We start from the raw sequence: 23,979 nt of genomic DNA on the forward strand, positions 1-23,979 counted from the left end.
ACCTGTGCTGACCAGGCACGCGACGAGTGGTACGAGTCCCCGCACCTCACGGCGGCCGCGCCCTGCCCACCTCTGCGCCGAGACCGCCACCCCAAGCCCACCTGGAGCACCCCGCTTGCTTGCACGCATCACCGCCCGGCTCGGCCGAACTGATTCGCATCAGCATCGCCCCGTTGCCGATCCTGGAAATCACCGGCGGGCGGGCGCACACGCCACCCTCGTCCTCGGCCTGATTGCCGTCGTCCTCATGGCCTTCCGGGTCTCGTGGAACGCGCTGTCCGACGTGGCCCGCGCCATCGGCGCCGATCCCACCGCCGCCCTGCTCTACCCGATCGTGGTCGACGGGCTCATGGCCCTCGCGCTCATCGCCACACTCGTGCTGACCGGCCCCGACCGAACATTCGCGCTACGGGTACTGGCGACCTACACCATCGCCAGCCTCCTACTGAACTACGTCCACGGCCTCATACCGACCCTGCACACCGAGTCGACCCGGCTGGGTCGACTCACCAGCTGGGACCCTGCGAACTGGGCCCTCGTACTGCTGGCCACGTCACTCCCAGTCGGGTCGATCTACTTCGGCTCGGACCTTGTGGCAAAGGTGCTGCACCACAAGCACCAGTCGGCCGACTCGGCCCAGTCGGTCACCCGGCAACGAGAGGAATCCGCTGGCCAGCGCGCCAGTGAGCAGGCCCCACCGTCGGTGGCCGACCGAGCCGAACCGGTCCCCGAGGAGCCGCCCGAGTCGACCTCCGTGAAGGTCGACGAGACACACATGACCGGATCGACCGGAGCCGGCGAGTCGGCCCTCACTGCCCGACCGCCCCGGTCGACCACCATGGCGAAGTCGACCGAGGCCGCCCCGCACGAGACGGCCGGTAGGCGTCTCGCCAACGCTGAGTCGACCACCAACCGCCATCGCACCGACGCCGAAGTGCTCGCTGAAGGCCGCCGCCTGACCGCCGACTGGAGCGACGACCAGTTGACCGCCAAGCGCCTGCGCAGCGAACTGCGGATCGCCCAGACGCGCGCCGGCGCCGTGCGCGACCAGCTGCGGGCCGAGCGCGCCAGTCGCCCCGAGCCTGTTGCGGACGATGGCTTCGGGGGCCAGCGTCTCGGCACGTACGACGACGCCAAGTTCCAGCAGCAGAGGGAAGCCGCCGCAGTCCCCTCCGCCACCGCCTGATCCAGCGCACGCCCTGGCCGCCCCCCTCCATGCCGACAAGCACGAGGGGGGCACCCACATACAGCGAACACTCGACCCCAGCGCTCCACGGAGAACCAGCCCATGCACGACCCGCACCACGAACTCGCCATCCCGCAGCAGGAGATGACCACCGACCTGAACAGCGCAGCAAGGTATCCCGCTGGACCGTCCAAGGGCCGGCCTCACGGGGAAGCCTCCGCCCCGGGGGTGGCGGAGGCACTCGGGCACCAGGGGGTGCCCGAGCAGGAACAGCCCAGCGCCGTCGCCGACAGCACTGCTGCCGTCGAGATGCCGTTGTTGCCGCGTGCCGCAGAAGAAGCCGCCTTGCACCGCGTCGCCCAACGTCGCAAGCCCGACCCCAACGGCCGTCGCGAGGGACAAGTCGACGTCCGCTACAGCGAAGAGGAAGAGGCCGACATACGCGCCAAGGCAGCGTCACTGAACCTCAGCGGCGCCCACTACGTTGCCGCAGCCACTCTGGCCCACGTCCACGGCGACCTCACCCTGGCCGGCCAGCGCACCCAGCTCGACGACTACATCGACGAGATCAATGCCCTGCGCGAGCAGGTCACCGCCATCGGCCGCAACGTCAACCAGATCGCCAAGAAGCTCAACTCCGGCGGTCATCCACACCCTGGGGACAGCGCCCTCCTCGCCCAGACCGACCGGAGCCTGAACGCCGTGGGTGAGGCCGTGCGCCGCATCGCCACCGCCGCGAACCAGGCCGTCAGCCACAAGGCGGCCCGATGATCGCGAAGATCACCGGAGGCAAGGACACCGCCAACCTGATCCACTACCTCTACGACACGAAGAAGAAGGGCCACACCGACCCGCACCTGGTCGCCTCCTGGGACGGCTTCGCCCCCGACCCCGGCCGCACCCCCGATTTCGACGCCACGAAGCGGGCTCTCGTCGCCGACCTCGACCTGCACGTCAAACAGGCCGCGCGGCTCGGCCGGGCACCCGAGAAGCACGTGTGGCACTGCTCAATCCGCGCCACCAAGACCGACCGCCACCTCAGCGACGAGGAATGGGGCGACATCGGCCGCCGGATCGTCGCCGCAACCGGCATCGCACCCGACGGCGATCCGGACGGCTGCCGCTGGGTCGCCGTCCGCCACGCCCCCGACCACATCCACATCGCCGCCAGCACAGTTCGCGCCGACCTGCGCACCGCCCGGCACTGGAACGACTACCTCACCGCCGACCGCGAACTCGCAGCCGTTGAAAAGGAGTACGGCCTCTTCCAGGTCATACGCGGGGATCGCACAGCCGCGAAACGACCCACCCGTGCCGAGCAGGAGAAGGCCAAGCGCGCCGGCCAAGCCCGCACCGCCCGCGAACACCTGCGCACCACCGTGCGCACCGCCGTGGCCGCCGCCACCAGCACCGAGGAGTTCGTCCACCTGCTGGAGCACACCGACGACATCCTCGTGGACATCAAGCACTTCCCGTCCGGTGATGTACGCGGCTACACCGTCGCCCTCGACGGCGACGTCAACGCCCAGCAGGAGCTGATCTGGTACTCCGGCTCCGAACTCTCCCCCGACCTGTCCCTCCCCAAGATCCGCAAGCGTCTAGAAGCCACCGAACCCCAGCACAGCCCCCGTCGGGTGAACCCGTGGCACCAGGCAACCGCCGCCGCGGAACGCATCCCCCACCACCTCGACGGCAATGACGATGCAGCCGCTCAGGCCCACCTGGCCGCCTTCGGCGAAGCCCTCGACGCCCTGCCCATGCGCGCACCCCGGGAAATTCGTCCCCAGCTATGGCAGGCAGCCGAGGCGTTCGAGCGCGCCACCCGCTCCCGCGTCCAGGCCGAGCACCAGCACGCCCGCGCCCTGCGTAGCGCCGTACGAGCCATGGTCCGCGAGCCCGCCCCCAAGGACGGCGCGCTGCTGGCGATGTTCCTCGACGCCGCGATCCTCGCCGTCATCGCCGCCGCCCGCTGGCACCAGCTCCGCCACCACGACCAACAGGTGGCCGCAGCCCAACAGACCCTGATCCACCTGCAAGCCGCCTACGAGCAGACAGCCACCGCACCCCTGACCGCCCTCGCCCAGCAGATCGTGGAACGGCACATCCTCCTCATCCGACAGGCCATGCCTGCCCACGCCGAGCAGGTGGTCGAGGACCCGGCCTTCGACGCCCTCACCGCCGCCCTCGCAACCGCCGAGAAGGCCGGGCATGATCCGAAGCAGCTACTGCAGCAGGCCACCGACGAACGGGCTCTCAACGACGCCCGCAGCCCTGCACGGGTACTGACCTGGCGCATCGAGCGGCTCAGCACCAGGCCGGTTCCGAGCGACCGTGCACGAGTGGCACGGATGCGGAGCGCGGCACGGCGGCAAGGCACATCGGTCAGCCCGGCAGCGGTCGCGGCCTCGCAGCCACAGCCGCCACAGGCACGTCGACGCTGATCACACCCGCTTCCGTACCCGAAGCGGGTGTCAGGCCGCGCGCCCCAGCGCATCGTGGGCAAACGCGAGAGCCCGGAGACGAGCTCCCACAGCGTCGGGGCCGCGGAGGGCCAGCGCCCGCAGAGCACTGACCTGTCGTCCTGAGGCCCACAGCCCAGTGGCCGGGGAGAGAAACGGGACGACGGCTACGCCCAGCTCGGTGAAGGGCGCGTGGTCCAGGTAGGTCATGCCGCCGGTGCCTCACAGGTACGCGCGTGCATTGGTGGCGTCGGCCAGGTCGGCCAGCCGCTCGGACCGGCCCGTGCGTGCGGGCAAGGCGCTGCTGGTGAAGATCTGTCCCCGCCAGCCGAGCAGTTCGAGCAGGGCGCGAGTCGAGGCCCTGGCGACCGGCGCGACCCTTCCTGTGTCGAACGCATTCCAGACCGGCTGAAGGGCACGGTCAAGTGCGGGCCAGTGAGGACTGGTCCCGTACTGCTGGCGCAGGATCGATGAGGCTCTGCGTCGGGCTGCGGCAGGGTCGGCGATCAGGGTGTCTCTGATAAGGGTGGCGCGCCCGGAGGGGCGGTGAGTGGGGATGGTCAGCCACCGGTTCGGGCCGAGGCCGTCGAGTGTGGCGATGCGGGCGCGATGCTGGTAGTCGCGGCGGGCGAACTGCACGTCGTCCAGGACGATCCAGTGGTCCGACGCGAACAGCTTGGCCAGCGTGGTCAGCCGGGGCATGAAGTTGGGCTGGTGGATGGCGCACAGGCTGCCCGGGGAGGAGAGTTCAGGAAGCGATGAGGCGGCTGGTGAAGCCGGCGTGGATGAGGGATTCGTACGCAGCATGCACGTCCTCCGGGACCTCCTGCTCGATGGCGAACCCGAGCTTCGGATACTCGATCACGCGCTGGAGGTCGCCGACGAGCATGTCCACCACGAGCTTCTCGTCGCCGATGGACTTGAGGTAGTCGTCGAACTCCAGGGTTTCCGAGGCGCACACCATCTCGACCTCGGGCCACAGCTTGCGGGCGGTGGCGTACGACCGCCGTTCCATGTAGGGCTTGGAGACCAGCAGCACCTTCTCCGGGGTGATGCCGGCGTCGGCCAGGACCTCGCGGGCGAGGGTGATGTTCTGCCCGGTGTTTGCGGCGTGGGGCTCCAGCAGGATCGCTGAGGCGGGGACGTCGAGGTCGATGGCGTGCTCGCGGAAGTGGACCGCTTCGCCGCGTGGGAAGACCTTGGCGGTGGTCGGGCTGTTGCCGCCGGTGAAGACCAGCGTGGGGAAGAGACCCGCGTGGTACAGCTCGGCGGCGCGCGTGGCCACCCCCAGGTCGTGGCTGCCCAGGCCGATCGCCACGTCCGCGGGATGGGCCTGGTGGTGCATCTGGTGGTAGTCCCAGATCGCCTTGGCCTGGTGCCACTGGTCTTCAGTGATGACCTGCTGGCTGTCACTCATGCGTTCGTCTCCCTGATCACCGTCGGCGGGGCCCCGGGCGCCCTTCACTGCTGGCCTTGACGCTCTCGATACTGCGCAGTTGGTGCACGAGGCCGTACTGCGCGGCCGTCCGAGCGGCCTGGCCGAGAACGCGTAACCCATCATCGCGGGTCGCCGCGTCGGACAGCAGGATGTGGCCGTGAGCGGTGTCCAGTCGTACACGTTGCATCGGTGAGTCGCTGCTCCCGCTGCTTCGGGCGATGTCGATGAAGTGCAGGGCTTGGGTGAGGTCCCCGACGCCCCGGCGGGCCAGGGCGAGCTTCTGATGGGCCACCGACCAATCGTCGGGTTCGGTGAGGTCTTCGAAATCACGGGTCGCGGCCTGCATCACGCGGGTCGCGTAGTCGTGGTTGCCGTCCTTGCTGAGTGCGGTGCCCACCCACAGGCGGGCTCTGGCCCGGTCACGGCGAGAGAGCCGGTCGTCGACGGCGAGCGTTTCGTACGTACGGGCCGACGTCTCCAGGTCACCGGACATCTCCGCGACGACCGCGAGGGACAGATCGAGCTGGGCGACACGGCGGGGAATGTCGAGCTGGGTGAAGATCGAGCGCGCGCCCGCGTAGGAGTGGCGTGCGGACAGTGGTCCGAGCACCGCGCCCTGATCGCGCTTGAGGTCTCCGAGTAACGCGGTGGATCGGGCGTAGAGGTACAGGCCCTTGTCATCGAGTTCGGCGGCCGTGAAACGGTTGAGCCATCGGCCCAGCAGGCTGTCGGCGAAGGTGAAGTTCTGCCGGGACAAGGCGACGACGGCACGGTCCAGGTCATCGGTCCACGACTCGTACTCCCAGGCTCTGGGCCCGGCGGCCGTCACCCGGCGTCCGGTTGCCACCTGCCCGGGGCCGGCCATCTCCGACAGGAGCGTTTCGAAGCGCAGGTGCACGGAGGCATCGGCGCGACCGAGCGCGGTGTCAAGAATGGCCTGCGTGTCAGGGCGGGGCTCGGTCGCGGACCGGAGCTTTTCCCACTTCGAGATGGTCGCGACGGCGAGACCGAGGCGCTCGGCGAAAGCACGCACGCTCAGGCGGAGGGCGAGCCGTAGAGCTCTGGCCTCCAGGCCGGTCCAGTGGTGCACGGTCGCCACGCGTCGCTCCCTTCCACCAGCCATGGAAGCAGAAGCGTGCGGCCGGTGGGGCGGAAGTAGAGCGCAAGTGGAACAGCCGGTGATTCCCTGCGCATTGAGGTACGGCGACGCTCAAGGGGTCTCCTTTCGCCGAGTCCCTTGGACGGTCACCAGCATGGAACTCCTGACCGAGCACCGCCCAGTCAACGGGCCCGTCGTCTACGGCTTCCTGCGGCTGGCCGGAGTCTCCGCAGCCCGTCAAACGGCGTTACAGGCGTCGCTGACGGAGTACTGCCGGATCCATGAGCTGCAGCTCTCCGGCGTCTTCAAGGACAGGTCGCGGCAACCGAACCGAGCTCCACCGCGTTCATCGGCCTGCTGGACGCGCTGGCCCTTCCTGACGTCTACGGTGTCATCGCCCCCGCCCTGTCTCACCTGGGGCCGAAGCACCTCGCCGCCGAACGCACCCGCCTTATCGAGGCCGCCGGCGCCCGCCTGCTGCTGGCCCGCCGCCCCCGCATCGGGCCTGGCCACGTACCTCGTCAGCAGACCGCCCACCGCCGCTTCCCCGCGCCACTCCTCCTCCTGAGCACGGAGTCATGAGGCACACCATGCCCGAGTCGCTTCAGCAGTTCTTCGAGGCCCGCCGCCAGTCCGTAAGCAAAGCACGGCAGTTCGCCACCAGAGCGCTGGACGGCTGGGGTCTGACGAGCCGCACCGAGGACATCTGCCTGTGCGTCTCCGAACTCGCCACGAACGCCGTTCTCCACGGCACCGCCCGCAGGCACGGCTTCCTCGTCCGGCTCGACATCGACGACAACTGCGTACGCCTGGAAGTGCACGACAGCCGTCGCCAGCAGCCCGTCGTACGCGAGCCGACCGCCACAGACATCTCCGGGAGGGGCCTGACGTTGGTGGCCGCGCTTTCCGACGAGTGGGGAGTGAGGGACCGTACACCGCTCGGGAAGATCATCTGGTCCTGCTTCAAGACCGCGGACGACGCCGCACAGTCGATCAGCCCTCCCGTCCCAAACCACGACGACCGCCCTCTGGAGGTCCGATGACCGAAACCGGCACACCGGATCGGGCGGCGCCTGCCGCGTCAAGCACGCGTCTCGTGGCCAGCCCGTTCCTCGCCCAACACCTCCTTCTTCAGCCAGGCCGAGCGGTCGGTGTGCGCATTCCTGGGATTCGCTACGAGGAGCTGCGCGCCGCGAGCCACGTCGGAGGCCCTCTGCCGGCTTGGCTTGTTGATGCCGCGCGGCAGGCGTGGGGCACCGAGCTGCCTGACGGACCGGTCGGCGATTTCGTCCTCGTGCGCGAGCGATCGCCGTACGGGTACGCAAAGGCGTCATGGGAAATCAACCTCGGCTGCGACTACGACTGCGAGTTCTGCTACCTCGGCGAGAAGCGCTTCGAGGGGCTGGACTGGGCGGGCAAACAGCAGCTCCTGCGGATGATGCGCGACGCGGGCGTGCTCTGGCTGCAGATCACGGGCGGCGAGGCACTGATCGACCGCGAGTTCGGCGCGGCCTACGAGTACGCCCACCAGCTCGGGATGATGGTGCAGGTCTCCTCGAACGGTTCGTCCCTGCGCAAGCCGCCGATCCGCGGGCTGTTCGCACGCCATCGCCCTTACCGGCTCACGCTCAGCGTCTACGGCGCGACCGCGGACACGTACGACAAGGTCACTCGCAACCGCGGCGCATTCGGCCGGTTCATCCAGGGGCTGGACGCGGCCCACCAGGACCGGCTGCCGGTCCGGCTGAACGTGATCGTGTCGGACGACAACGCTCACGAACTCGACGCGATGGTGACTCTGTGCGCGCGCTACGGCTTCCCGCACCAGGTCTTCACGAACATGTCGCCGACGATCGACGGCGAGGCGAACCCGCTGGCGACGCAGGCCGAGGGCCACATCAAGGCCCGGAGCGTATTCACCGGCTGCAATGCCGGCCGGACGTTCTTCCACGTCAACCCACACGGCATCGCGTCCGTTTGCAAGGTCGGCCGCGACCCGAGCGTGAACCTCGTGACAGAGGGCGTCGCCGCCCTCACCCGGCTCGGCGCCATCGCCGAGTCCCTACAGCTCCGCACCGGTGGATGCTCCGGCTGCACGAAGGTCGGCACCTGCCGTACCTGCCGGCCGCTGGCCAAGCTCTACCAGGAGGCGGGGGACCGACGAGAGCTCTACTGCCAACACGGAGGCTACGGATCATGACTCCACCCACCACAACCCTCACCCCGCCGCGCGAACCGGTTCTGCTCACCATCGGACGGCGCCCCACCGATGGTGCAACCGGCGCCTTGGCCGTGCCACTGCCGGCCGCAGCCATCCGTGACGACGAGGTCCAGATCATCGCCGACCTGGACGAGGCCGCCGAAGGCGCCGAGTGCAGCTGCTCGGCCGGCGACGACCAGCCGTACTAGACACACCGCAGGCGGGCGCCGCACCGCTCGCGTACGCGCCCCATGAGTGCCGCCCCGGTCCTACCCTGGCTGGGGCGGCACTCCCTTGTCTCCGAGCCCCATGAGGAACCGCGCGTGTCCATGTCTCGCATTCCCTTCGATCAGCTCCCCGCCGACGTCCGCCAGGCTGTCACTGACAAGACCGGTCCTGTGCATCAGGCGGTGACCATGACCGGCGGCATGAACTCCGGCGTCGCCTCCGTCCTGGAGACGGAGAGCGGCAGCGTTTTCGTGAAGGGCATCGCGAGTGATCATCCGCAGGTCGCAGCACAGCGACGCGAGGCGGAGATCGCCCCCCACCTGCCCACGTCCTGTCCCCGCCTGTACTGGCACCTGGAAGTCGGTGGATGGAGCCTTCTCGGATACGAGGTCCTCAGCGGTCGCCACGCCGACTACAGCCCCGGCTCGGCCGACTTGGTGCTCGTAGAAGCCGCGCTCACCGAACTGCAACGGATCACCGCTCCGGCCGACATCGAGATCAAGGACGCGGTGGACCGCTGGGCGGATTACGCTCCGACCGGAACGCTCCAGCACTTCAGCGGCAACACACTGCTGCACACCGACTTCGCACCGCACAACGTCCTGATCACCGACGGCCGTGCCCGCCTCGTCGACTGGGCGTGGCCAACGCGCGGGGCGGCGTGGATCGATCCAGGCGCCCTGGCGCTGAGGCTCATGGACGCCGGCCACCCGGCGGAGGACGCGATCATGTTCGCAGGCCGCTTCCCATCGTGGCGGAACACCGATCCGGAGGCACTGACGGCATTCGGTTCCGCATCTGCGGCGCTGTGGCAGGAGATCGCCGAGGAGGATCCAACGCCGTGGAAGCAGCGGATGGCCAAGCGGGCCGCTGCGTTCAGGCTCGTACTCCTCAGAGGGTCCACGCCCGCCGTCGGATCTACCTCGTCTTAAGGCAGCCCCTTTGGCGCGAGCCTCGAAGATCATGGCCCCAACGTCGTGCTTTACCGGGCAGGTCAACAGACTGCCCGACGCGCCGGAAGCTTACGGGGCCATGATCACTCGCGCCAAAGCCGCTCCGCCGACCTTAAGGTGAGTCAGAACCCGCCCTACCAGATATAGGGACGCCGTAGCTCAGGCACGCGCAAAGGCACGGAACTTCTGTAAAGTCGGGCCGTCATTACGTCCAAAGTGGTGAAGTGCAAGGGCTCAAGGACAATGCCCTCTTTTTTCAGTACCTTACGGAAGGAAGTCGCCCAGTCACGCCAGATTTTTCGCTGCTTAGCGTCAAGCTTTTCCTGCTGCACCACTACCAACTGGACAGATTCAGGATTGAGGCGCGAACCAGTCACCAGCACCCGCAACTGCTCAACCTGCTCCCACCATTCAGGTTCGCCCTTATAAACAGTCTTGATGTGCTGGCTGATCGACTTCACCATAGTGTCGCTGATGAAGTCATGCAGTGAGGGGCGCCTGAGGCGAGCTGCTACATGCTCCGCAAAGTCGAGCGCATCCCGTTCGCTGGAAAATCCAGGATGGGGCGCATTAACCACAAGGAGCTGCTTACTCGCAGGCAGGCTAATCCTGAGATCAGCCACCCAAAAGCCGTAACTCGGGGGTTTAGTGAGCGCAACAAGGTGGGAGACTTCGTGACCCTCGATGGCACCACGTCGATTATCGGAGATATTCGATATGCAGACCACGGGGCTAACTTGCACGAGTGGATGCCTGGCTCCCGGACCTGCTGCAGCAATGTCACAGGTCTGACTGGTAACAATGGCCCACGCGCAACGCAAATCCTCGACGGCAACGTGTTGCCATTCTCCGGATTCGGCCTCCGTGTCGTCGCCGCCACTTGAGTCAATTCCTGTCACAGGATCTAGACCAGGTGGAGCGGCCCAAGAGAGTACGGAACCTGGAAGCAAGTCGCCTTGCTTCCAGGCATCCAAAGCGGCCACGCAGTCGTCGGGCCAGGTCTCAGGAACCAACGAGTCTAGCGATTCGAACTCGTCGGATGCCGCATCCTCGATTTTAGTAGGATTCACGGCCGACTCTGCCATTTTCTCTCCGTTTTAGCCGCATCAACGCGGGTGCGCTGCTCCGCGAACACGGACCCCCGGTTTAACCTTTCTGACCTTTCCAGTCAATCGCCGAGCCTGCGTTTCAGGGAAGTCAGGATACTCAGGACCGGCTGCCCCAATGTGGTCAAGAGCTTCTGAGGTGTGACCGTACTCCCTGTACTCTCCTCGCTGAGCCTTACGCTCCAAGACTTCAGCCATGAGTGAGTCGAAGTCGCCGGCAAGGAGGCTCTGGCGCCTATCGGGGTCGGCCGCAACCCAGCGCGGTAGCTCCTCCCCCATGATCTCCCTGAGATCAGCGCTGGCTTGGACGAGAGCCCACAGCCTTCCTTGGCTGGACAAGCGTGGGGACACCTTGCTGCCCCGCCACGAATAGAAAGTCCGATGAGCCACACCAGCCGCAGTGAGGACATCGCGGAGAGGGAGGCCAAGCATCTTCTTGACTTCATGAATCGCTTCAACAGCCGTTTCGCTACCCGAGGAGTCAGCCTCTTTAGATTCGTCCTCTGTCTCTCCTTCAAGCAGCACCTGACCGAGAATAGGGCTGATCCACGCGAGTGTTTGGCCGATCAGTCGGTCCATCTCCACGTGAAGCTCACATGAACGAGCAACCGCTGAAGCGTGAGGCACCAATAGAACCGGCAGGGCTGGTGTCAGCGTGGTGTCCCAGGACTTCAGAACATCACGCAGAACAGTATTAGCCACCCCGGGAAGCTGAAGCGAGGTGCTTTCGAAGAGTCGGCGATCATAGCCAGTCTCTTCCAACTTGGCGATCTCTACGATGTTCCCTGTATGGCGTTCACCAGACTGCCTTGCCATCATTGTCGCGTTCACGATTCCCCCTAATCGCTCTCGGACTTGCTGCCTACGTTCTCCTCTTGAGCTGCTAGCCAGGACTCGGGCCGCATTGCCTGCTTAAAAAGCGATAGCGCAGTGCGATTAAGCCGCTGGCAGGCTTCGATAGCGTCCGCACTGATGAATCGGCGAGTTGTCGCGTCGAAGACGTCAATATCCATCAAGTAGCTGATGGCATTCTGTGCTGCGGCGTCGACGAACGCTCCATGCCGCAGCAAAGCACCCTGACCATCTCCCAACGCAAGCTCGATCTGCTGCTGAGCGGCTGCCACTTTGTCGCCGATCACAGGGTCAAGGATCGGCCCCAAAAAGGAATCTGAGATCCGATTTCGCCATGCATTCGGCGCCTTAGCTTCGGTATCAACGAGGCGATTTACGTAACGAACACCGAGGCGGTGCAGCAATTTAGGTTCTAGGTGTTGCTCGAATCCAAGCAGCAAAGATTCTAGCACTGGCCGCAGGCTGACGCTCCACCGTTCATATTGCGAAGTCTGCACCACCAGAGAATCGGGCATTATAGTGGCTAGCAACTTTCCACCGTCGCGACCAAGCTGCCAACCTCGCGCCCGAACGTGCACTTGCGGACTAGCTCCAGAAGCGTTCACGTCTACGAGGAGTTCATTCCTCTGTGCTGGCTCCATAGACGTGAATTTGATACCGCGCTCTTCTGCCAGTTCCTTAATTGCGAGGGCCTGATCAGTCGATACGGAATTACCAACGCCAGCGAACCGAATCTCAGCAATCGCAAGTTCAACGGGTGCGTCACGCAGTAGGGCACGCCCCGCAGGTGGCAAGCCAGCCAGAGGCATGTCCGGGTCTGATCCGCGCAACGAAGTCACGTACGTACCTCGCCTCCCTGCTATCGATCCGACCTGCACACTAGCTGCATACTCTTAGCGTACCCTCTGCGGCCCCCTCTGACGCGGGAAGCAGGTGATCCGTGATGGCTGAGTGCGCTGGCTCGGCTGGCACCAATGCTGCTTGTCAGGAGCGGCCTGCAGAACCAACTCAACGGTGCTCGCGTCCGCCAGCGGTGCGTGTCTAACTGCGTGACAACGCTGACGCACAACGATGGACGGGCGCGGACATCTACGGACCATCGCCGCAGGCGAGAGGCGCAGTCGGCCGGGGTCAGGCCCCCTCCCTCCTGCGGCCGTCGCGTCGGCCGTCGTCCCGGCGGGGCCGGTAGATCACCCGGGAGCGGTGGCCGGGTTTTTAGCGGGTCAGCGCGGCGATGGCGACGCGTCGCCGGGAGCGGCCGCGGAACCGCACCACCGGGGTCCGGCCACGCTGGGACCAGGTCCTGGCCTGCGGAGGCGTCATGGAGAATCCGGCTTCGTCCTCGAAGACCAGCCAGGCCCCACGGGCCGCCGCGAGCCTTCCACGCACGGCCACACCTCCTTGACCCACCCGGCCACCGCCTCGTCGTCCCGCTCCATCGCGCGTCGGGCCGGGACCTGACAGGACCAGCCGTTGCGCATCAGGAGCTTGCGCACGCCCTGAACGGTGTAGGTCATGTGGAAGCGCCGGCCGTTCACCGTCTTGACCCTGGCCCGCGTCCACCGCTGGTCCTCCCACCCGCGCGCGGCCGACCCCTTGGCCAGCTCCGCCTCCAACTGCGCGAACTGCTTCTCATTCAGCCGTGGCAGCAACGCGGGCCCACGCGAGCGCAAGTCCCGCGGACCGCCGTCATCCAAGGCCCGCCGCCATCGCTGCACCGAACGGACGCTGACGCGCAGATCTTTAGCGATCGCTGAGCTCGGTTCGCCCCTTGCGAACCGCTCGGCCGCCTGGCCCCGTAACTCCACGCGGAACTGCTGCTGTTCAGCGGTCAGCCCGCCACCCTGTGGATACCTCACGACCCGGTGATGCCGCAGGATACCACAGCCCGTCAGCCCCTACGACATCACGAGTTCAAGCTCAGTAACCAACTGTGCTCTGGTCGACAACGCGCTCCGATCACCTTTCATGAGATGGCACTCCTGCAATGCCGACCTGTTGTTCACTGGGATCGAACAAAGTGCATTGCCGTAGAACCACATGGGGGGCCAATGAAGCCACGAAGCGCAGCCGCAACCGGCAGAGACTTCCCGTACGCCTCAAGTACGACGTGCTATATCGAGGTCCACCGGGATGGCACCGTGACGCACGGGGACCAGCGTGCCGCCTACGAGCGCGCGGTCGCCGGAGAGTCCCGGCTGTACGCCGTCTGGCCCGGCCAATGGTCGAGCGACCTCTTCGAGATCGACGACCTGGACGAGTTCGCCAAGGCACTCGGGATCAAGCATGACGAAGAGCGAACCGGCCTGAAGGACCACATCCACAAGGTCGAATGGATCAAGGATCCGTACGGCGACGACAACCCTCGCAGCCAGTACCTCGACATCGACGTCACCCTCACCTGCGGCTGCTCCATCAACGACCGCCGTACCTTCGCCGCGCAGATGAAGGACCAGAAGGGCTGGGTCATCGCGACGAGCGGCGGCTGGTCGAAAAGCGGCAGGCCGGGCGGGCCGACGACCTACTCCCTGCGCGCACGCCGCAAGAGCCTCACCTGATACGCAAACTTGCTGGGCAACCGCGCCACTCCGCGCCCAGTGTGTAGGCAGTCGGCCCTCGCTGGGAGAAATCTGGGAGATGATCTTCCAATGGATACCCGCTGAAGCCATGCGGGCCCGCCTCGCAGTAAGTCTCTGACCAGCGCCGATACCCATCGCCGCCGATCACGAGCCCACTCGAACCTCATTCGGGACGAAGAGGTCGTGGGTTCAAATCCCGCCACCCCGACAGCTACGTATGAGGTCAGGATCTACATCTACAGTCAAGATGTAGATCCTGACCTTTTTGCGTGACTTCCGCCTCGAGGGCGGCAACGTGCCGACGGCAGGTTGATGACGCTGTTCGCGGCCTCGAAGATCCTCGGGCCGGACGCCCACCCGGAGGACCCCCGGATCGAACCCGCCCGGCACAGGGCACGGCAGGTCATCGCGGAGCTTCAGACGGGCTGACTGCTCGAACGCTCCCGGAGGAGGGCGCGATACTCGTGGATCGTCCGCTCGTCGGCTTCGGCGGCGAGGGCGTCGAGCAGTTCGGCCAGATGAGCAAGCTCGTCCGTGCCGACGGCTAACGAGCTCGTGCATGGTTGGCGGGTGAGGTGCTGAGCTCTTGATGGTTGATCATGGGCGGATGGTGGAGAACGCGTCTCGTGCAGATCGCCAGCAACCGGCGGATCACTGGCCCACCCAGGAGTATTCGAGCGCATCCAGGTGCAGGGCCCGGACGGCGTCCGTGTCCCCCCTCCCCGAGCCAGCGGTAGAAGGCGTACTCGAACTCCTGGAAGAACCTGTACTGCGGCGTGTGGTCGGGCTCCAAGATGTTGAAGTCGCCCAGCACGATCCGCGCGGCCCCCTCCCCGGGCGGCAGGTTCTCCCGGCACGCCTCTGCGCGAAGCCCTGGGCGAGTCTGGCCGTGAGGAACAGCGGGCCCGCCAGCATGCCGCTGCTGAGGGTCCACCGCACGGCCGTGCGGGGCACGGCACTGGCAACGGGGCGGGACCGTGCTGAGTGGATGACCGGCGTCGAGGCGGAAGGTCATCGCGAAGCGTGACATGCAGCACGCCACGCCCCGCGCTGGTCGATGCACCGCACATCAGAGGGGACGCGGGCGATCCGCACGAACCCTGCCCCGTGCCGAAGGCGACCCTCGCGCGCCGGCGACCTCTCGACAAAGCCTGCATCGGAGCCGGTTGAACGTCAGGCGGATCCGGCGCCGGCGCAGGTCTCCGTGTTGCCGCCCCCGTTCGAACGACCGGAGCCCGGGCACGACACCTCGCCGCCGCCCGGGCGCGGTCCGACGGAGTGGGCGAACCCCGGCCCCGCCCCGGCCCGATCGGAGCATTTCCAGCCACTCGGCAGCACCGTCCGAACACTGCACGTAACCTCTCGGGCATGGACGAATCCGCAGCAGGTGCACCGCCGGCGCCCGGCAGGGACGAGGCGCAGCGCCGGCGGTTGGACGCGTACGCGTACCTCAGTGCGCCGGAGCGGCTGGAGTACCTGGCCGTCATGCGGGTCTTCTGCGGGACGCTGCTGGCGGACCTGGCGGTGCCGGACGTCCTGGCGAAGTTGCGCGGCGCCGGCGGGGCGGGGGCCGGGCTGGACGCCGATGCGCTCACCGGGCGGTTGGAGCAACTGGAGCGCTGGGGAAACCTGTTGCGCGGCAACCACACGGTGCGGGCGTCCAGCATCACCGAGTACCAGCGGTCCCGGGCGCGCTACCAGCTGTCGCGGCTGGGCGAGCGGATCCAGCGGGACGCCGACGGGGTGCTGACCGAGGCCGAGGCCGCCCGGGAGGTGAGCAACGAGCTGTTGGCGCTGGTGGAACGGGGGTTGCGGGAGTTGGCCGGGGCGGCGGCGGAGCCGGGTGGGGTGGCCCCGCAGGACGGGCTGGAGCGGATCAGCACGCTGTTCGTCCAGTTCGCCGGGTTCGCCGACTCGGTGCGGGACTTCTACGCCTACCTGGGGCAGGTGCTCGCCCGGTACGACCTGGACGGCGCCGAGTACCAGGGCTTCAAGGAACTGCTCCTGGACTACGTGGAGGCGATCACGGAGGACGTGGCCTTCCGGGCGCCCCGGATCTCGGCGGCCCTGGACGCGCTGTGGCCGCGGCTGCCGGAGCTGCTGGCGCAGGTGGACGCGCACGCCCAGGGGCTCGCCGGACTCTCCCCGCAGGTGGACGGCGGTCCGGAGGGCCGGGTGCAGCGCAGCCGCGGGCGGGAGTTGGCCGACTGGGAGGGGCTGCGCGGCTGGTTCACCGACCTGGACGGGCAGGGCAGCCAGGTCGATCAGTTGCGGGAGGCCACGCTACGGGCGCTCCAGTCCCTGTTGGCCAACGCCAAGCGGATGCTGCGCTCGGCCACCGGGGAGATGTCGCGGCGCAGGGACCTGTTGCGGTTGGCGCAGTGGTTCGACGGGGCCGCTCCCGAGGACGCGCACGACATCGCGGTGGCCGCCTTCGGCCTGTACGGCGCCCGTCACCTGGGCGTGCCGCCGGCCACCGACGAGGTGCTGCCCGCGCACACCGGGTGGTGGACGGGACCGGTGGTCGAGGTCCCGGTCGCGCTGCGCGAGCGGGGCAGCCGGGCGCAGCGGGGGCGGACGGCGGCGGTGGAGGACCACTCGGCGCAGAAGGAACGGCTGCGGCGGGCCGCACGGGCCCGGTCGGCGGCCAGGCGGGCGGCGGCGGACGAACTGTGCAGCGCCTCGGGCCGGTTCGAGGAGGTGCGGTTGACCTCGGCGGCGCTGGACCTGCTGTTGGAGCTGTTGGCCACCGCGCTCGGGAACGCACGGCTCGGGCGACGGGCCGAGGGGGCGGCCGGGTTCGGGCTGGAGGCGGCGCGGAGCGAGGACGCCGACCTGGGCGTCCGGCTCACCGTGCACCGGACGGCGGGCGCTCGGACGCTGTTGCGGGCGACGGACGGCGATCTGCTCCTGGACGACCTGGAGTTGGCCGTCGACCGGCCGGCCGGACCGGACGGGCCGACCGGCCCGGCCGAACCGGGTGCATCGGTGGGGGCGGGTGCGTCGTGACGATCCCCTCGGCCCACGACGTGGCGGTGGCGGCCGAACGCCGGGCCGCCGCCCGGTTGTTGCTGTCCCATCCGCTGGTCTCGTCGAGCGGTCCGCACGCCGACGTGTTCCCGTTGGTCCGCCGGCACGCCGAGTGGCTGCGCAAGCGGTTCCAGCAGGTGCTCGGCTACCGCCTGGTGGTCGACAGCTCCTACGCGCGGCTGTTCAAGGCCGGGCTGGGGCCGCGGGCGGGGCACCAGCTGCTGCGGTCCACCGGCACGCCCTTCACCCCGCGCACCTACGCCTGCCTCGCCCTGGCGCTGTCGGTCCTGGTGACCGCGCCCGAGCAGATGCTGTTGTCGCAGCTGGTCGCGGACGTGCGGGCCGCGGCGGCCGATGCGCAGGTCGAGCTGGAGGAGACGGGTCGGGCGGCCGGGAAGCGGACGCTGGTCGCGGCGCTGCGCCAGTTGGTGGAGTGGGGCGTGCTGGTGGAGACGCACGGCCGGGTGGCCGCCCTGGCGCAGGAGACCGAGGGCGAGGCGTTGATCACGGTGGACCGGGAGCTGGCCCGCGCCATCGTGGCCGGGCCGCTCGCCCAGTCCCGGGACGGCGCCGATCTGGTCCGCCGGGCGGCGGACCCGGGCTTCGGCGGTGCCCGCACCTATGTGCGCCGGATGCTGGTCGAGACGCCCGTCGTCCACCTCGACGAGCTGACCGACGCGGAGCGCGACTGGCTCCGCACCCGTCAGCGCCGGGAGGCCCAGGCGTTCTTCGAACTGCTGGGTCTGGAGACGGAGATCCGCGCCGAGGGAGTGGCCCTGGTCGACCCGGAGGACGAGCTGACGGACCTCCGGTTCCCCGGTACCGGAACCGTCGCCCAGGCCGCGCTGCTGTTGCTGGACCGGCTGGTGGAGCGGCTCCGGCCCACCGGTTCCGGGACGGCGTCCACCGGGACCCTGGTCGTCGGCGTGGCCGTGCCGGACGGGCTGGTGGACGAGGTGCTGGCCGGGCTGGTCGCCGAGTACGGCGGGCGCAGCGGCTGGCAGCGCGGCTACCTGGAGGACCCGGGCGCCCTGCGGGACGCCGTGCTGGGGCTGCTGGCGCGGATGCGGCTGCTGGCCCCCGCCGGGCCGGTGCGCGCCGAGGGCCACGGGGTGCCGGAGGGGTACGAGGAGTTGCCGCCGGGGCGGCAGGTGACGGACGTCCGCGGGGCCCGGCCGGGCGGCGGGGGCTGGGTGCTGCTGGCCGCCGCCGCCCGGTACGCCACCCGCGTCACCGTGCGCTCCGGTGGCGCGCACCGCGAGGACCACGACGTACAGCAGGAGTTGCCGATATGACCGCCGATGCCCGTGGCCCCGTCCCGTCGCCGCGACCGGGGAACCCGTCGACGCCGGCGGGCGGTCGCTTCCGCCTGCACCGCGCCGGCATCCAGAACGTCTGGCAGTACGACGGCCAGGAGTTCGCCTTCGGCGACGGTCGGCTGTTGTTGCGCGGCAAGAACGGGGCGGGCAAGTCCAAGGCCCTGGAGATGCTGCTGCCCTACCTGTTGGACGGCGACGCGCGGGCGCTGGACGCGACCGGCACCGGGCGGACGACGCTGGCCTGGCTGATGTTGGACGGGTTCGAGCAGACCAACCGCCTCGGCTACCTGTGGGTGGAGTTCCGCGGGACGACCGGGGAGGGCGACCCCCGGTACCTGACGGTGGGCGCCGCCGTGCGCGCCTCGCGGTCGACGCAGCGGGCGGTGCCGACCTTCTTCGTCACCCCGCTGCGGGTCGGCGCGGGGCTGGACCTGGTCGAGGCGGGCAAGCCGCTGCCCGTCGACCGGCTGAAGGAGGTGGTGGGCGCCGAGAACGCGACCGAGCGCCCGGTCGCCCACCGGGCCCGGGTGGCGCGGGACCTCTTCGGCATCGCCGACGCCACCCGCTACCGCAACCTGACCCAGTTGCTGCACCGGCTGCGGCGCCCCACGGTCGGGGACCGCATCGAGCACGGCGGCCTGGCCGTGCTGCTGAGCGAGACGCTGCCCGGCCTCGACGAGGAAGTGGTCGAGCGGGTGGCGCGCAACCTCCACGACCTGGACGCGGTGCGGGAGGAGCTGGGCCGCCTGGAGCGCACCGACGAGGCGCTGCGCACCTTCCTCACCGACTACCGCGGCTACCTGGCCGGGGTGCTGCGCGCCTCGGCCCGGAAGGTGAGCGGGGAGTTGGACGCCCTCTCGGTGCGCCGCCGGGCGGCCGGGGACGCCGCGCAGCGCACCGGCGAGCTGCACCAGCGGGAGGAGGAGGCACGGGCCGTGCTGGCGGGGCTCCGCGAGGAGGAACGGGCCGCCCGCACCGCCCTGGCCGCCCTGCACGCCAGCCACGCCTACCGCAGCCTGCGCGAACTCTCCGAGCGGCGCGGCACGGTGGAGGCCCTGCGCACCACGGCGGTGACCGCGTTCACCGCCCTGCGCAGCGCCCACGACGCGGAGGAGGACGCGGCGCGGCGGCTGGCCGAGGGCGTCGAGGACCTCGGCAGCCGACTGATCGAGCTGAGCACCGAGCACCGGGAGTTGCTGTCCCTGGCGGAGCGGGCGGGCCTGCCCGCCGGGCACCTGGGCGATGCGGTGGCGCTGCCGCGCACGGCCCGTTCCGCGGCGACCTCGGTGGAGCTCCTCGGGCCGGACGGGGCGGCGTCGACGGTGCGGCACGGGCCGGTGGTGCGGGTGGACGTGGCGTCCGCGGAGGCCGGACTGCGTTCCTGGCAGAAGCAGTTGGAGGACGCCGGGTCCGTGGTGCGGAACCGGACCCGGGCCCTGCGGGAGGTGACCGCCCTCGCCGCGCGGGCCGAGCGGGCCCGGGCCTCGGCGGCGGGCGCCGATGCGGACCGGGAGCGGCTGGAGGGCGAGGCGGAGGAGGCCGCCGGGCGTCTCGAAGCGAGCCGCGAGCGGGTCGCCGGGGCGAGCCGGGGGTACGCCGGGGAGGTCGCCGCGTGGGTGGCGCACACCCGGTCCGCGGCGGGGCCCGACTGTCCCCCGCTGGACGCCGTCCTCGCCGAGGTGGCCCGGGATGACGGCGACGCCCCCTCCGACGGGGTGTTGCCGGCCGATGCGGACGCCCGTGCCCAGCGCTCGGCGCGGGCGGTGCTGGAGCCGTACGCGGAGCACCTCACCCGGCACCGGGACGCGCGGGCGCTCGACGTCGGGCGGCTGGACGCGGAGGTCGGGCGGCTGTCGCGGGAGAAGCGGGAGCAGGAGGAGCGCACCGACCCGGAGCCGGTGCCCCCGCACCACCGCGCCGCCGAGCGCGACCCGGCCCGGGGGGAGCCCTTCTACCGGCTGGTGGACTTCGCGGAGCACCTGTCGCCCGCCGAACGCGCCGGGTTGGAGGCGGCGTTGGAGGCGAGCGGCATCCTCGACGCCTGGGTCGGTGCGGACGGGGTCCCCCTCGACCCCGGCACCCGGGACACCCTCCTCGGGGCGGGCCCCGTGCCGCCGGGGGTAGCGACCCTGGCCGCGGCCCTGCGGCCGGCCGCCCCGCGGTTCGCCTGCGGCATCACCGCCGAGCAGGTGGAGCGGCTGTTGGCCGGGGTGGCGCTCGTCCCGGCCGGGGAGGAGGGCGGGGCCGCCAGTGCGGTGCACGTCGACGGGGGTTGGCGGCTGGGCGCCCTGAGCGGCCGCCACCGCAAGGACGTCGCCGAGTACGTGGGGGCGAGCGTCCGCGCCGAGACCCGGCGGCGGGCCCTCGCCGAGACGGCCGCGCGCCTCGCCGAGGCGGAACGGCGGTCGGCCGCGGCCCGCACCGAACTCGCCGCGGCGGACTCCGTCCGGCGGGCGCTGGCGCTCGCCGAGCGGGCCTTCCCGCCGGCCCGGGGCCTCGCCGACGCCTGGAGCCGGGCCGCCTCCGACGAGGCGGCCCTGCGGGAGCTGACCGCCAAGGCGGCCCGGGCGGCCCGGGCGGCCGAGACGGCCCGCGCGGCCGCCGTCGCGGCGCGCTCCGAGGCGGACGCCACCGCCACCGCCCATGACCTGCCCACCGACGCCGCCGCCCTGGAACGGGTGGGCACCGCACTGGCGACCCTGCTCAGCGGCACCGGTCAGGTGTGCCGGGCGGTCGCCGGCACCGTCGGACGGCTCGACGGCAGCCGGGCGGACGACGGACGGTACGCACGGGCCCGCGAGGCGCGGCTGACGGCGGAGCGGGACTACCGGCTCCGCCTGGACGGGCTGCGCACCGCGCAACAGGACCTGCGCACCCGGGAGGGGGCCATCGGCGCCTCCGAGGAGGAGGTCCTGGCCCGCGAACGGGAGGTGGAGGACCGCATCGCGAGCAGCGCCGCCGCCGTGCCGGCCGCGGAGCGCGCCCACGACGACCTCCGCGAGCGGAGGGTGCGCGCCGAGGAGGCGGAGCGGGGCCTGCGGGAGGAGTTGGCGCAGCAGGAGGCCGCGGTCATCGACACCGGTCAGGCCCTGCGCGGCGCCGTCAACCGTCCGGAGGTCGTCAAGGGGGCGGGGCTGGAGCGGTCCGCGCTGCCCGAGCACCTGGCGGACGACCCGGGGGCGGTCGTCCGCGACCGGCTGCGTGCGCTGCGCGCGCTGGCCGAGGCGGTGGCGCGGGCGGTGGGCCGGGCGACGGAGCGGGTGTCGGACGACGCGCTGCTCAAGCGGCACACGGTGCTGCGCGACCGGTTGGCGGGCGGCTACGACGCGCAGTTGGAGGAGCGCGACGGCATCAAGGTCTGCCGGCTCCTCGACGACCACGGTTCCCATGACGTGGCGGTCGTCGGGGAGCGGATCGCCGCGGAGTCCGCGCAGGCGCGGGGGCGGCTCACCGAGCGGGAGAGCGAGGTGTTCCAGCGGTTCCTGACCGGCGAACTCGGCGACCACCTCGCCACGCAGGTCGTCACGGCGACCCGGCTGGTCACGGCCCTCAACGACACCCTGAAGACGGTGCGGACCTCGCACGGCCTCGGCGTGGAGCTGCTGTGGAAGCTCGACGAGGACGTGGACGCCGACGTGCGGGCGGCCGTGGAACTGCTGCGCGGCCACTCCGGCCTGCGCACCCGCGAGCAGACCGAACGGCTGCGGGAAGTGCTGCAACGCCGCATCGAGGACGCCCGTCGCGCCGACCCCTCGGCCGGCTACACGGCCCACCTGCGGACCGCGCTGGACTACCGGGCCTGGTTCCGGTTCCACACCTTCGTGGTCGAGGACGCGGCCCCGGGGCGTCGACGGAAGCTGACCGGCCGCACCGGGCTCAGCCAGGGGGAACAGCGGGTGCTCTCGTACCTGGTGCTCTTCGCCGCCGCGGCGGCGCACTTCACCAGCCTCGCCGAGTCGGCCCCGCACGCGCCGCGGCTGATCCTGTTGGACGACGCCTTCGCCAAGGTCGACGAGCCCACCCACGGCCGGCTGGGGCGCATCCTGGTCGACCTGGACCTCGACTTCGTCCTCACCAGCGAGCGGCTGATGGGCAACTGGGCCGGGGTCCCGTCGCTGCACGTCTACGAGTGCCTGCGCGATCCCCATGTGCGCGGGGTGGCCACGCTGCACTACACCTGGAACGGTCGGCAGCGGCGCCTGGAGTCGACGTGAGCGGTCTGCCGGCGGCCGCCCGCACCTGGTTGGCGGGCCCGGGGCTGGCCCGGCTCTGGGCGGCGGCCCGCGCCCGGTTGGAGGGCAACGGCGTGCGGCCCGCCGGTTCGCTCCGGTTGGCGGCGCCGAGCGCCCTGGAACGCAACGACCTGTCGCTGCTGCTGGGCCGGCCCCTCACGGGCGCCGCCGTGACGGTGCGGCTCGACGTGCTCGACGCCCGCCTGCGCGAGTCGGCCGCCGGGGTCGGGCTCCGGGGGGTGCTGGAGGAGTTGGGCCCTCCCCTGGTGGACCGCCGTGCGGCCCGCGAGGACGAGGCGGCGCGCCGCCGGCAGGTGTGGGCCGCGCTGGACGCCGCCCTCGACGCCTCCCCGCTCGCCGGGCAGGAGTGGACCGGACGGTGGTGCGAGGCGCTGCGCCGGGCCGGGGTGCCCAAGGGGGTGGCGCAGGGTGCGGCGGTGCGCACCCTCGGGCAGGCGGTGCGGGTGCTCGGGGAGCTGCTCGGTCCGGAGCGCACCGGCACCCGGGGCCGCGGCGAACTCGCCGCGGCCGCGACCGGTTCGGCGCACGGCCTGGACGACGGCACCTGGCTGGCCCGGCTGGTGCAGCGCGGTCTCGCCCTGGCCCACGGCGTCGAACTCCCCGAGGACGCGGCGGGCCGCCGCGCGCTGTGGCGGCTGGTCTCGGTCACCCCGGACGAGGTGTCCAGCACGGTGCTGACGTACGGGCTGCGGCCCACCGGCGACGGGTGGCGGGAGCGGGCCCTGCGGGAGCGGGCCGCGCACCACGCCGAGACCCATCTGACCCTGCGGGACCTGCTCGACCTGCGCCCGGACCTGCCCACCGGGACCCTCGTCCGGATCTGCGAGAACCCGCGGGTGGTGGCCGCCGCGGCGGACGCGTCCTGCGCCGGACCGCTGGTGTGCACCTCGGGCAGTGCCGCCACCGTGGTCCTCACCCTGCTCGACGCGCTCGCCTCGGCCGGCTGCCGCTTCGCCTACCACGGCGACTTCGACTGGCCGGGGATCGCGCTGGCCAACCGGATCATCCGCCGCTACGGGGCCCGGCCGTGGCGGATGGGCGCCGAGGAGTACGCGCGGCTGGTCGCGGAGGGCCGGGCCCGCAGCGTCCCCCGACTGCCGCTGGACGGCACCCCGGTGGGGGCGGACTGGGACCCGGAGCTGGCCCCGGCCATGGCCTCGCTCGGGGTCGCCGTCCACGAGGAGGCCACCCTCGACCTGCTGGTGGCGGACCTGGCCGAGCGGTCCGCCCCCTGACGTCGTCGACCGGGCCGGGCGGGGCAACGCCGCCCGCGGGGC

The 23,979-nt window shown here is 70.3% G+C and carries 17 protein-coding genes and 3 pseudogenes; 13 read left to right on the forward strand and 7 right to left on the reverse strand.

The window, feature by feature from the left end:
• Positions 1–232 precede the first annotated feature (232 nt).
• The 3 genes from ACSMX9_RS12020 (at position 233) to ACSMX9_RS12030 (ending at position 3,627) form a co-directional block, all read left to right on the forward strand.
• On the forward strand, positions 233–1,186 hold the full coding sequence (locus tag ACSMX9_RS12020; RefSeq protein WP_445402963.1) for a DUF2637 domain-containing protein: 954 nt from the start codon (positions 233–235) through the stop codon (positions 1,184–1,186).
• Positions 1,187–1,288: 102 nt separating this feature from the next.
• Positions 1,289–1,957: a plasmid mobilization relaxosome protein MobC gene (gene mobC / locus ACSMX9_RS12025; RefSeq protein WP_445402264.1), complete on the forward strand. Its 669-nt coding sequence runs from the start codon at positions 1,289–1,291 to the stop codon at positions 1,955–1,957.
• A complete protein-coding gene (locus tag ACSMX9_RS12030; protein ID WP_445402266.1) occupies positions 1,954–3,627 on the forward strand; it encodes a relaxase/mobilization nuclease domain-containing protein in 1,674 nt (557 codons plus the stop codon). The genes mobC and ACSMX9_RS12030 overlap by 4 nt, the downstream gene beginning before the upstream one ends.
• A 30-nt stretch (positions 3,628–3,657) precedes the next feature.
• On the opposite strand, the pseudogene ACSMX9_RS12035 reads toward ACSMX9_RS12030, so the two are convergent.
• From ACSMX9_RS12035 to ACSMX9_RS12045, 3 genes and pseudogenes are all read right to left on the reverse strand, one after another.
• Positions 3,658–4,347, reverse strand: a pseudogene (locus ACSMX9_RS12035) (WbqC family protein).
• Between the two features lie 46 nt (positions 4,348–4,393).
• Positions 4,394–5,062, reverse strand: coding sequence for a YdcF family protein (locus ACSMX9_RS12040; protein ID WP_065488002.1), 669 nt, complete (start codon positions 5,060–5,062; stop codon positions 4,394–4,396).
• A 16-nt stretch (positions 5,063–5,078) separates the two neighbouring features.
• Positions 5,079–6,182: a helix-turn-helix domain-containing protein gene (locus ACSMX9_RS12045; RefSeq protein WP_445402268.1), complete on the reverse strand. Its 1,104-nt coding sequence runs from the start codon at positions 6,180–6,182 to the stop codon at positions 5,079–5,081.
• A 154-nt stretch (positions 6,183–6,336) separates the two neighbouring features.
• On the opposite strand from ACSMX9_RS12045, the pseudogene ACSMX9_RS12050 reads away from it, so the two are divergent.
• From ACSMX9_RS12050 to ACSMX9_RS12070, 5 genes and pseudogenes are all read left to right on the forward strand, one after another.
• Positions 6,337–6,764, forward strand: a pseudogene (locus ACSMX9_RS12050) (hypothetical protein).
• Between the two features lie 8 nt (positions 6,765–6,772).
• Entirely contained in the window at positions 6,773–7,225 is a 453-nt protein-coding gene (locus ACSMX9_RS12055; RefSeq protein ID WP_445402270.1) for an ATP-binding protein, read from the forward strand.
• The gene (locus tag ACSMX9_RS12060; RefSeq protein WP_445402272.1) at positions 7,222–8,382 is read left to right on the forward strand and encodes a radical SAM protein; all 1,161 of its coding nucleotides are present in this window, start codon (positions 7,222–7,224) and stop codon (positions 8,380–8,382) included. Before ACSMX9_RS12055 ends, ACSMX9_RS12060 begins: the two co-directional genes overlap by 4 nt.
• On the forward strand, positions 8,379–8,591 hold the full coding sequence (locus tag ACSMX9_RS12065; protein ID WP_244451822.1) for a hypothetical protein: 213 nt from the start codon (positions 8,379–8,381) through the stop codon (positions 8,589–8,591). Before ACSMX9_RS12060 ends, ACSMX9_RS12065 begins: the two co-directional genes overlap by 4 nt.
• 120 nt (positions 8,592–8,711) lie before the next feature.
• Positions 8,712–9,542: an aminoglycoside phosphotransferase gene (locus ACSMX9_RS12070; RefSeq protein ID WP_445402964.1), complete on the forward strand. Its 831-nt coding sequence runs from the start codon at positions 8,712–8,714 to the stop codon at positions 9,540–9,542.
• A 155-nt stretch (positions 9,543–9,697) separates the two neighbouring features.
• On the opposite strand, the gene ACSMX9_RS12075 is transcribed toward ACSMX9_RS12070, so the two are convergent.
• The 4 genes and pseudogenes from ACSMX9_RS12075 to ACSMX9_RS12090 all read right to left on the reverse strand — a co-directional run.
• Positions 9,698–10,648, reverse strand: coding sequence for a hypothetical protein (locus tag ACSMX9_RS12075; RefSeq protein ID WP_445402274.1), 951 nt, complete (start codon positions 10,646–10,648; stop codon positions 9,698–9,700).
• A 21-nt stretch (positions 10,649–10,669) separates the two neighbouring features.
• Positions 10,670–11,500, reverse strand: a complete 831-nt coding sequence (locus ACSMX9_RS12080; RefSeq protein ID WP_445402276.1) for a hypothetical protein — start codon at positions 11,498–11,500, stop codon at positions 10,670–10,672.
• Between the two features lie 8 nt (positions 11,501–11,508).
• Complete coding sequence (locus ACSMX9_RS12085) at positions 11,509–12,330, reverse strand: TIGR04255 family protein (RefSeq protein ID WP_445402965.1); 822 nt, start codon at positions 12,328–12,330, stop codon at positions 11,509–11,511.
• Between the two features lie 337 nt (positions 12,331–12,667).
• A pseudogene (locus ACSMX9_RS12090) lies at positions 12,668–13,380 on the reverse strand (winged helix-turn-helix domain-containing protein); the annotation flags it as partial.
• A gap of 282 nt (positions 13,381–13,662) precedes the next feature.
• Here ACSMX9_RS12090 and ACSMX9_RS12095 point away from each other — a divergent pair.
• The 5 genes from ACSMX9_RS12095 to ACSMX9_RS12115 all read left to right on the forward strand — a co-directional run bounded on the left by ACSMX9_RS12095 (position 13,663) and on the right by ACSMX9_RS12115 (position 23,937).
• Positions 13,663–14,079 carry a hypothetical protein gene (locus ACSMX9_RS12095; protein ID WP_445402278.1) on the forward strand — a complete coding sequence of 139 codons (417 nt, stop codon included), beginning with the start codon at positions 13,663–13,665 and terminating at the stop codon, positions 14,077–14,079.
• A 1,389-nt stretch (positions 14,080–15,468) separates the two neighbouring features.
• Positions 15,469–17,109 (forward strand): TIGR02677 family protein, encoded by a 1,641-nt coding sequence (locus ACSMX9_RS12100; RefSeq protein WP_445402280.1) that lies wholly within the window; start codon positions 15,469–15,471, stop codon positions 17,107–17,109.
• Positions 17,106–18,425: a TIGR02678 family protein gene (locus ACSMX9_RS12105; protein ID WP_445402282.1), complete on the forward strand. Its 1,320-nt coding sequence runs from the start codon at positions 17,106–17,108 to the stop codon at positions 18,423–18,425. The genes ACSMX9_RS12100 and ACSMX9_RS12105 overlap by 4 nt, the downstream gene beginning before the upstream one ends.
• Complete coding sequence (locus tag ACSMX9_RS12110; protein WP_445402284.1) at positions 18,422–22,663, forward strand: TIGR02680 family protein; 4,242 nt, start codon at positions 18,422–18,424, stop codon at positions 22,661–22,663. Before ACSMX9_RS12105 ends, ACSMX9_RS12110 begins: the two co-directional genes overlap by 4 nt.
• Complete coding sequence (locus tag ACSMX9_RS12115) at positions 22,660–23,937, forward strand: TIGR02679 family protein (RefSeq protein ID WP_445402286.1); 1,278 nt, start codon at positions 22,660–22,662, stop codon at positions 23,935–23,937. Before ACSMX9_RS12110 ends, ACSMX9_RS12115 begins: the two co-directional genes overlap by 4 nt.
• Positions 23,938–23,979: the final 42 nt, after the last annotated feature.

The organism is Streptomyces sp. LE64, assembly GCF_052606915.1.

Excerpts from the sequence above, each read along its gene's own strand:
- mobC (WP_445402264.1), top strand. The coding sequence starts at position 1,289 with ATGCACGACCCGCACCACGAACTCGCCATCCCGCAGCAGGAGATGACC.
- ACSMX9_RS12030 (WP_445402266.1), top strand. The coding sequence starts at position 1,954 with ATGATCGCGAAGATCACCGGAGGCAAGGACACCGCCAACCTGATCCAC.
- ACSMX9_RS12040 (WP_065488002.1), bottom strand. The coding sequence starts at position 5,062 with ATGAGTGACAGCCAGCAGGTCATCACTGAAGACCAGTGGCACCAGGCC.
- ACSMX9_RS12055 (WP_445402270.1), top strand. The coding sequence starts at position 6,773 with ATGCCCGAGTCGCTTCAGCAGTTCTTCGAGGCCCGCCGCCAGTCCGTA.
- ACSMX9_RS12060 (WP_445402272.1), top strand. The coding sequence starts at position 7,222 with ATGACCGAAACCGGCACACCGGATCGGGCGGCGCCTGCCGCGTCAAGC.
- ACSMX9_RS12065 (WP_244451822.1), top strand. The coding sequence starts at position 8,379 with ATGACTCCACCCACCACAACCCTCACCCCGCCGCGCGAACCGGTTCTG.
- ACSMX9_RS12070 (WP_445402964.1), top strand. The coding sequence starts at position 8,712 with ATGTCTCGCATTCCCTTCGATCAGCTCCCCGCCGACGTCCGCCAGGCT.
- ACSMX9_RS12075 (WP_445402274.1), bottom strand. The coding sequence starts at position 10,648 with ATGGCAGAGTCGGCCGTGAATCCTACTAAAATCGAGGATGCGGCATCC.
- ACSMX9_RS12085 (WP_445402965.1), bottom strand. The coding sequence starts at position 12,330 with ATGCCTCTGGCTGGCTTGCCACCTGCGGGGCGTGCCCTACTGCGTGAC.
- ACSMX9_RS12100 (WP_445402280.1), top strand. The coding sequence starts at position 15,469 with ATGGACGAATCCGCAGCAGGTGCACCGCCGGCGCCCGGCAGGGACGAG.
- ACSMX9_RS12110 (WP_445402284.1), top strand. The coding sequence starts at position 18,422 with ATGACCGCCGATGCCCGTGGCCCCGTCCCGTCGCCGCGACCGGGGAAC.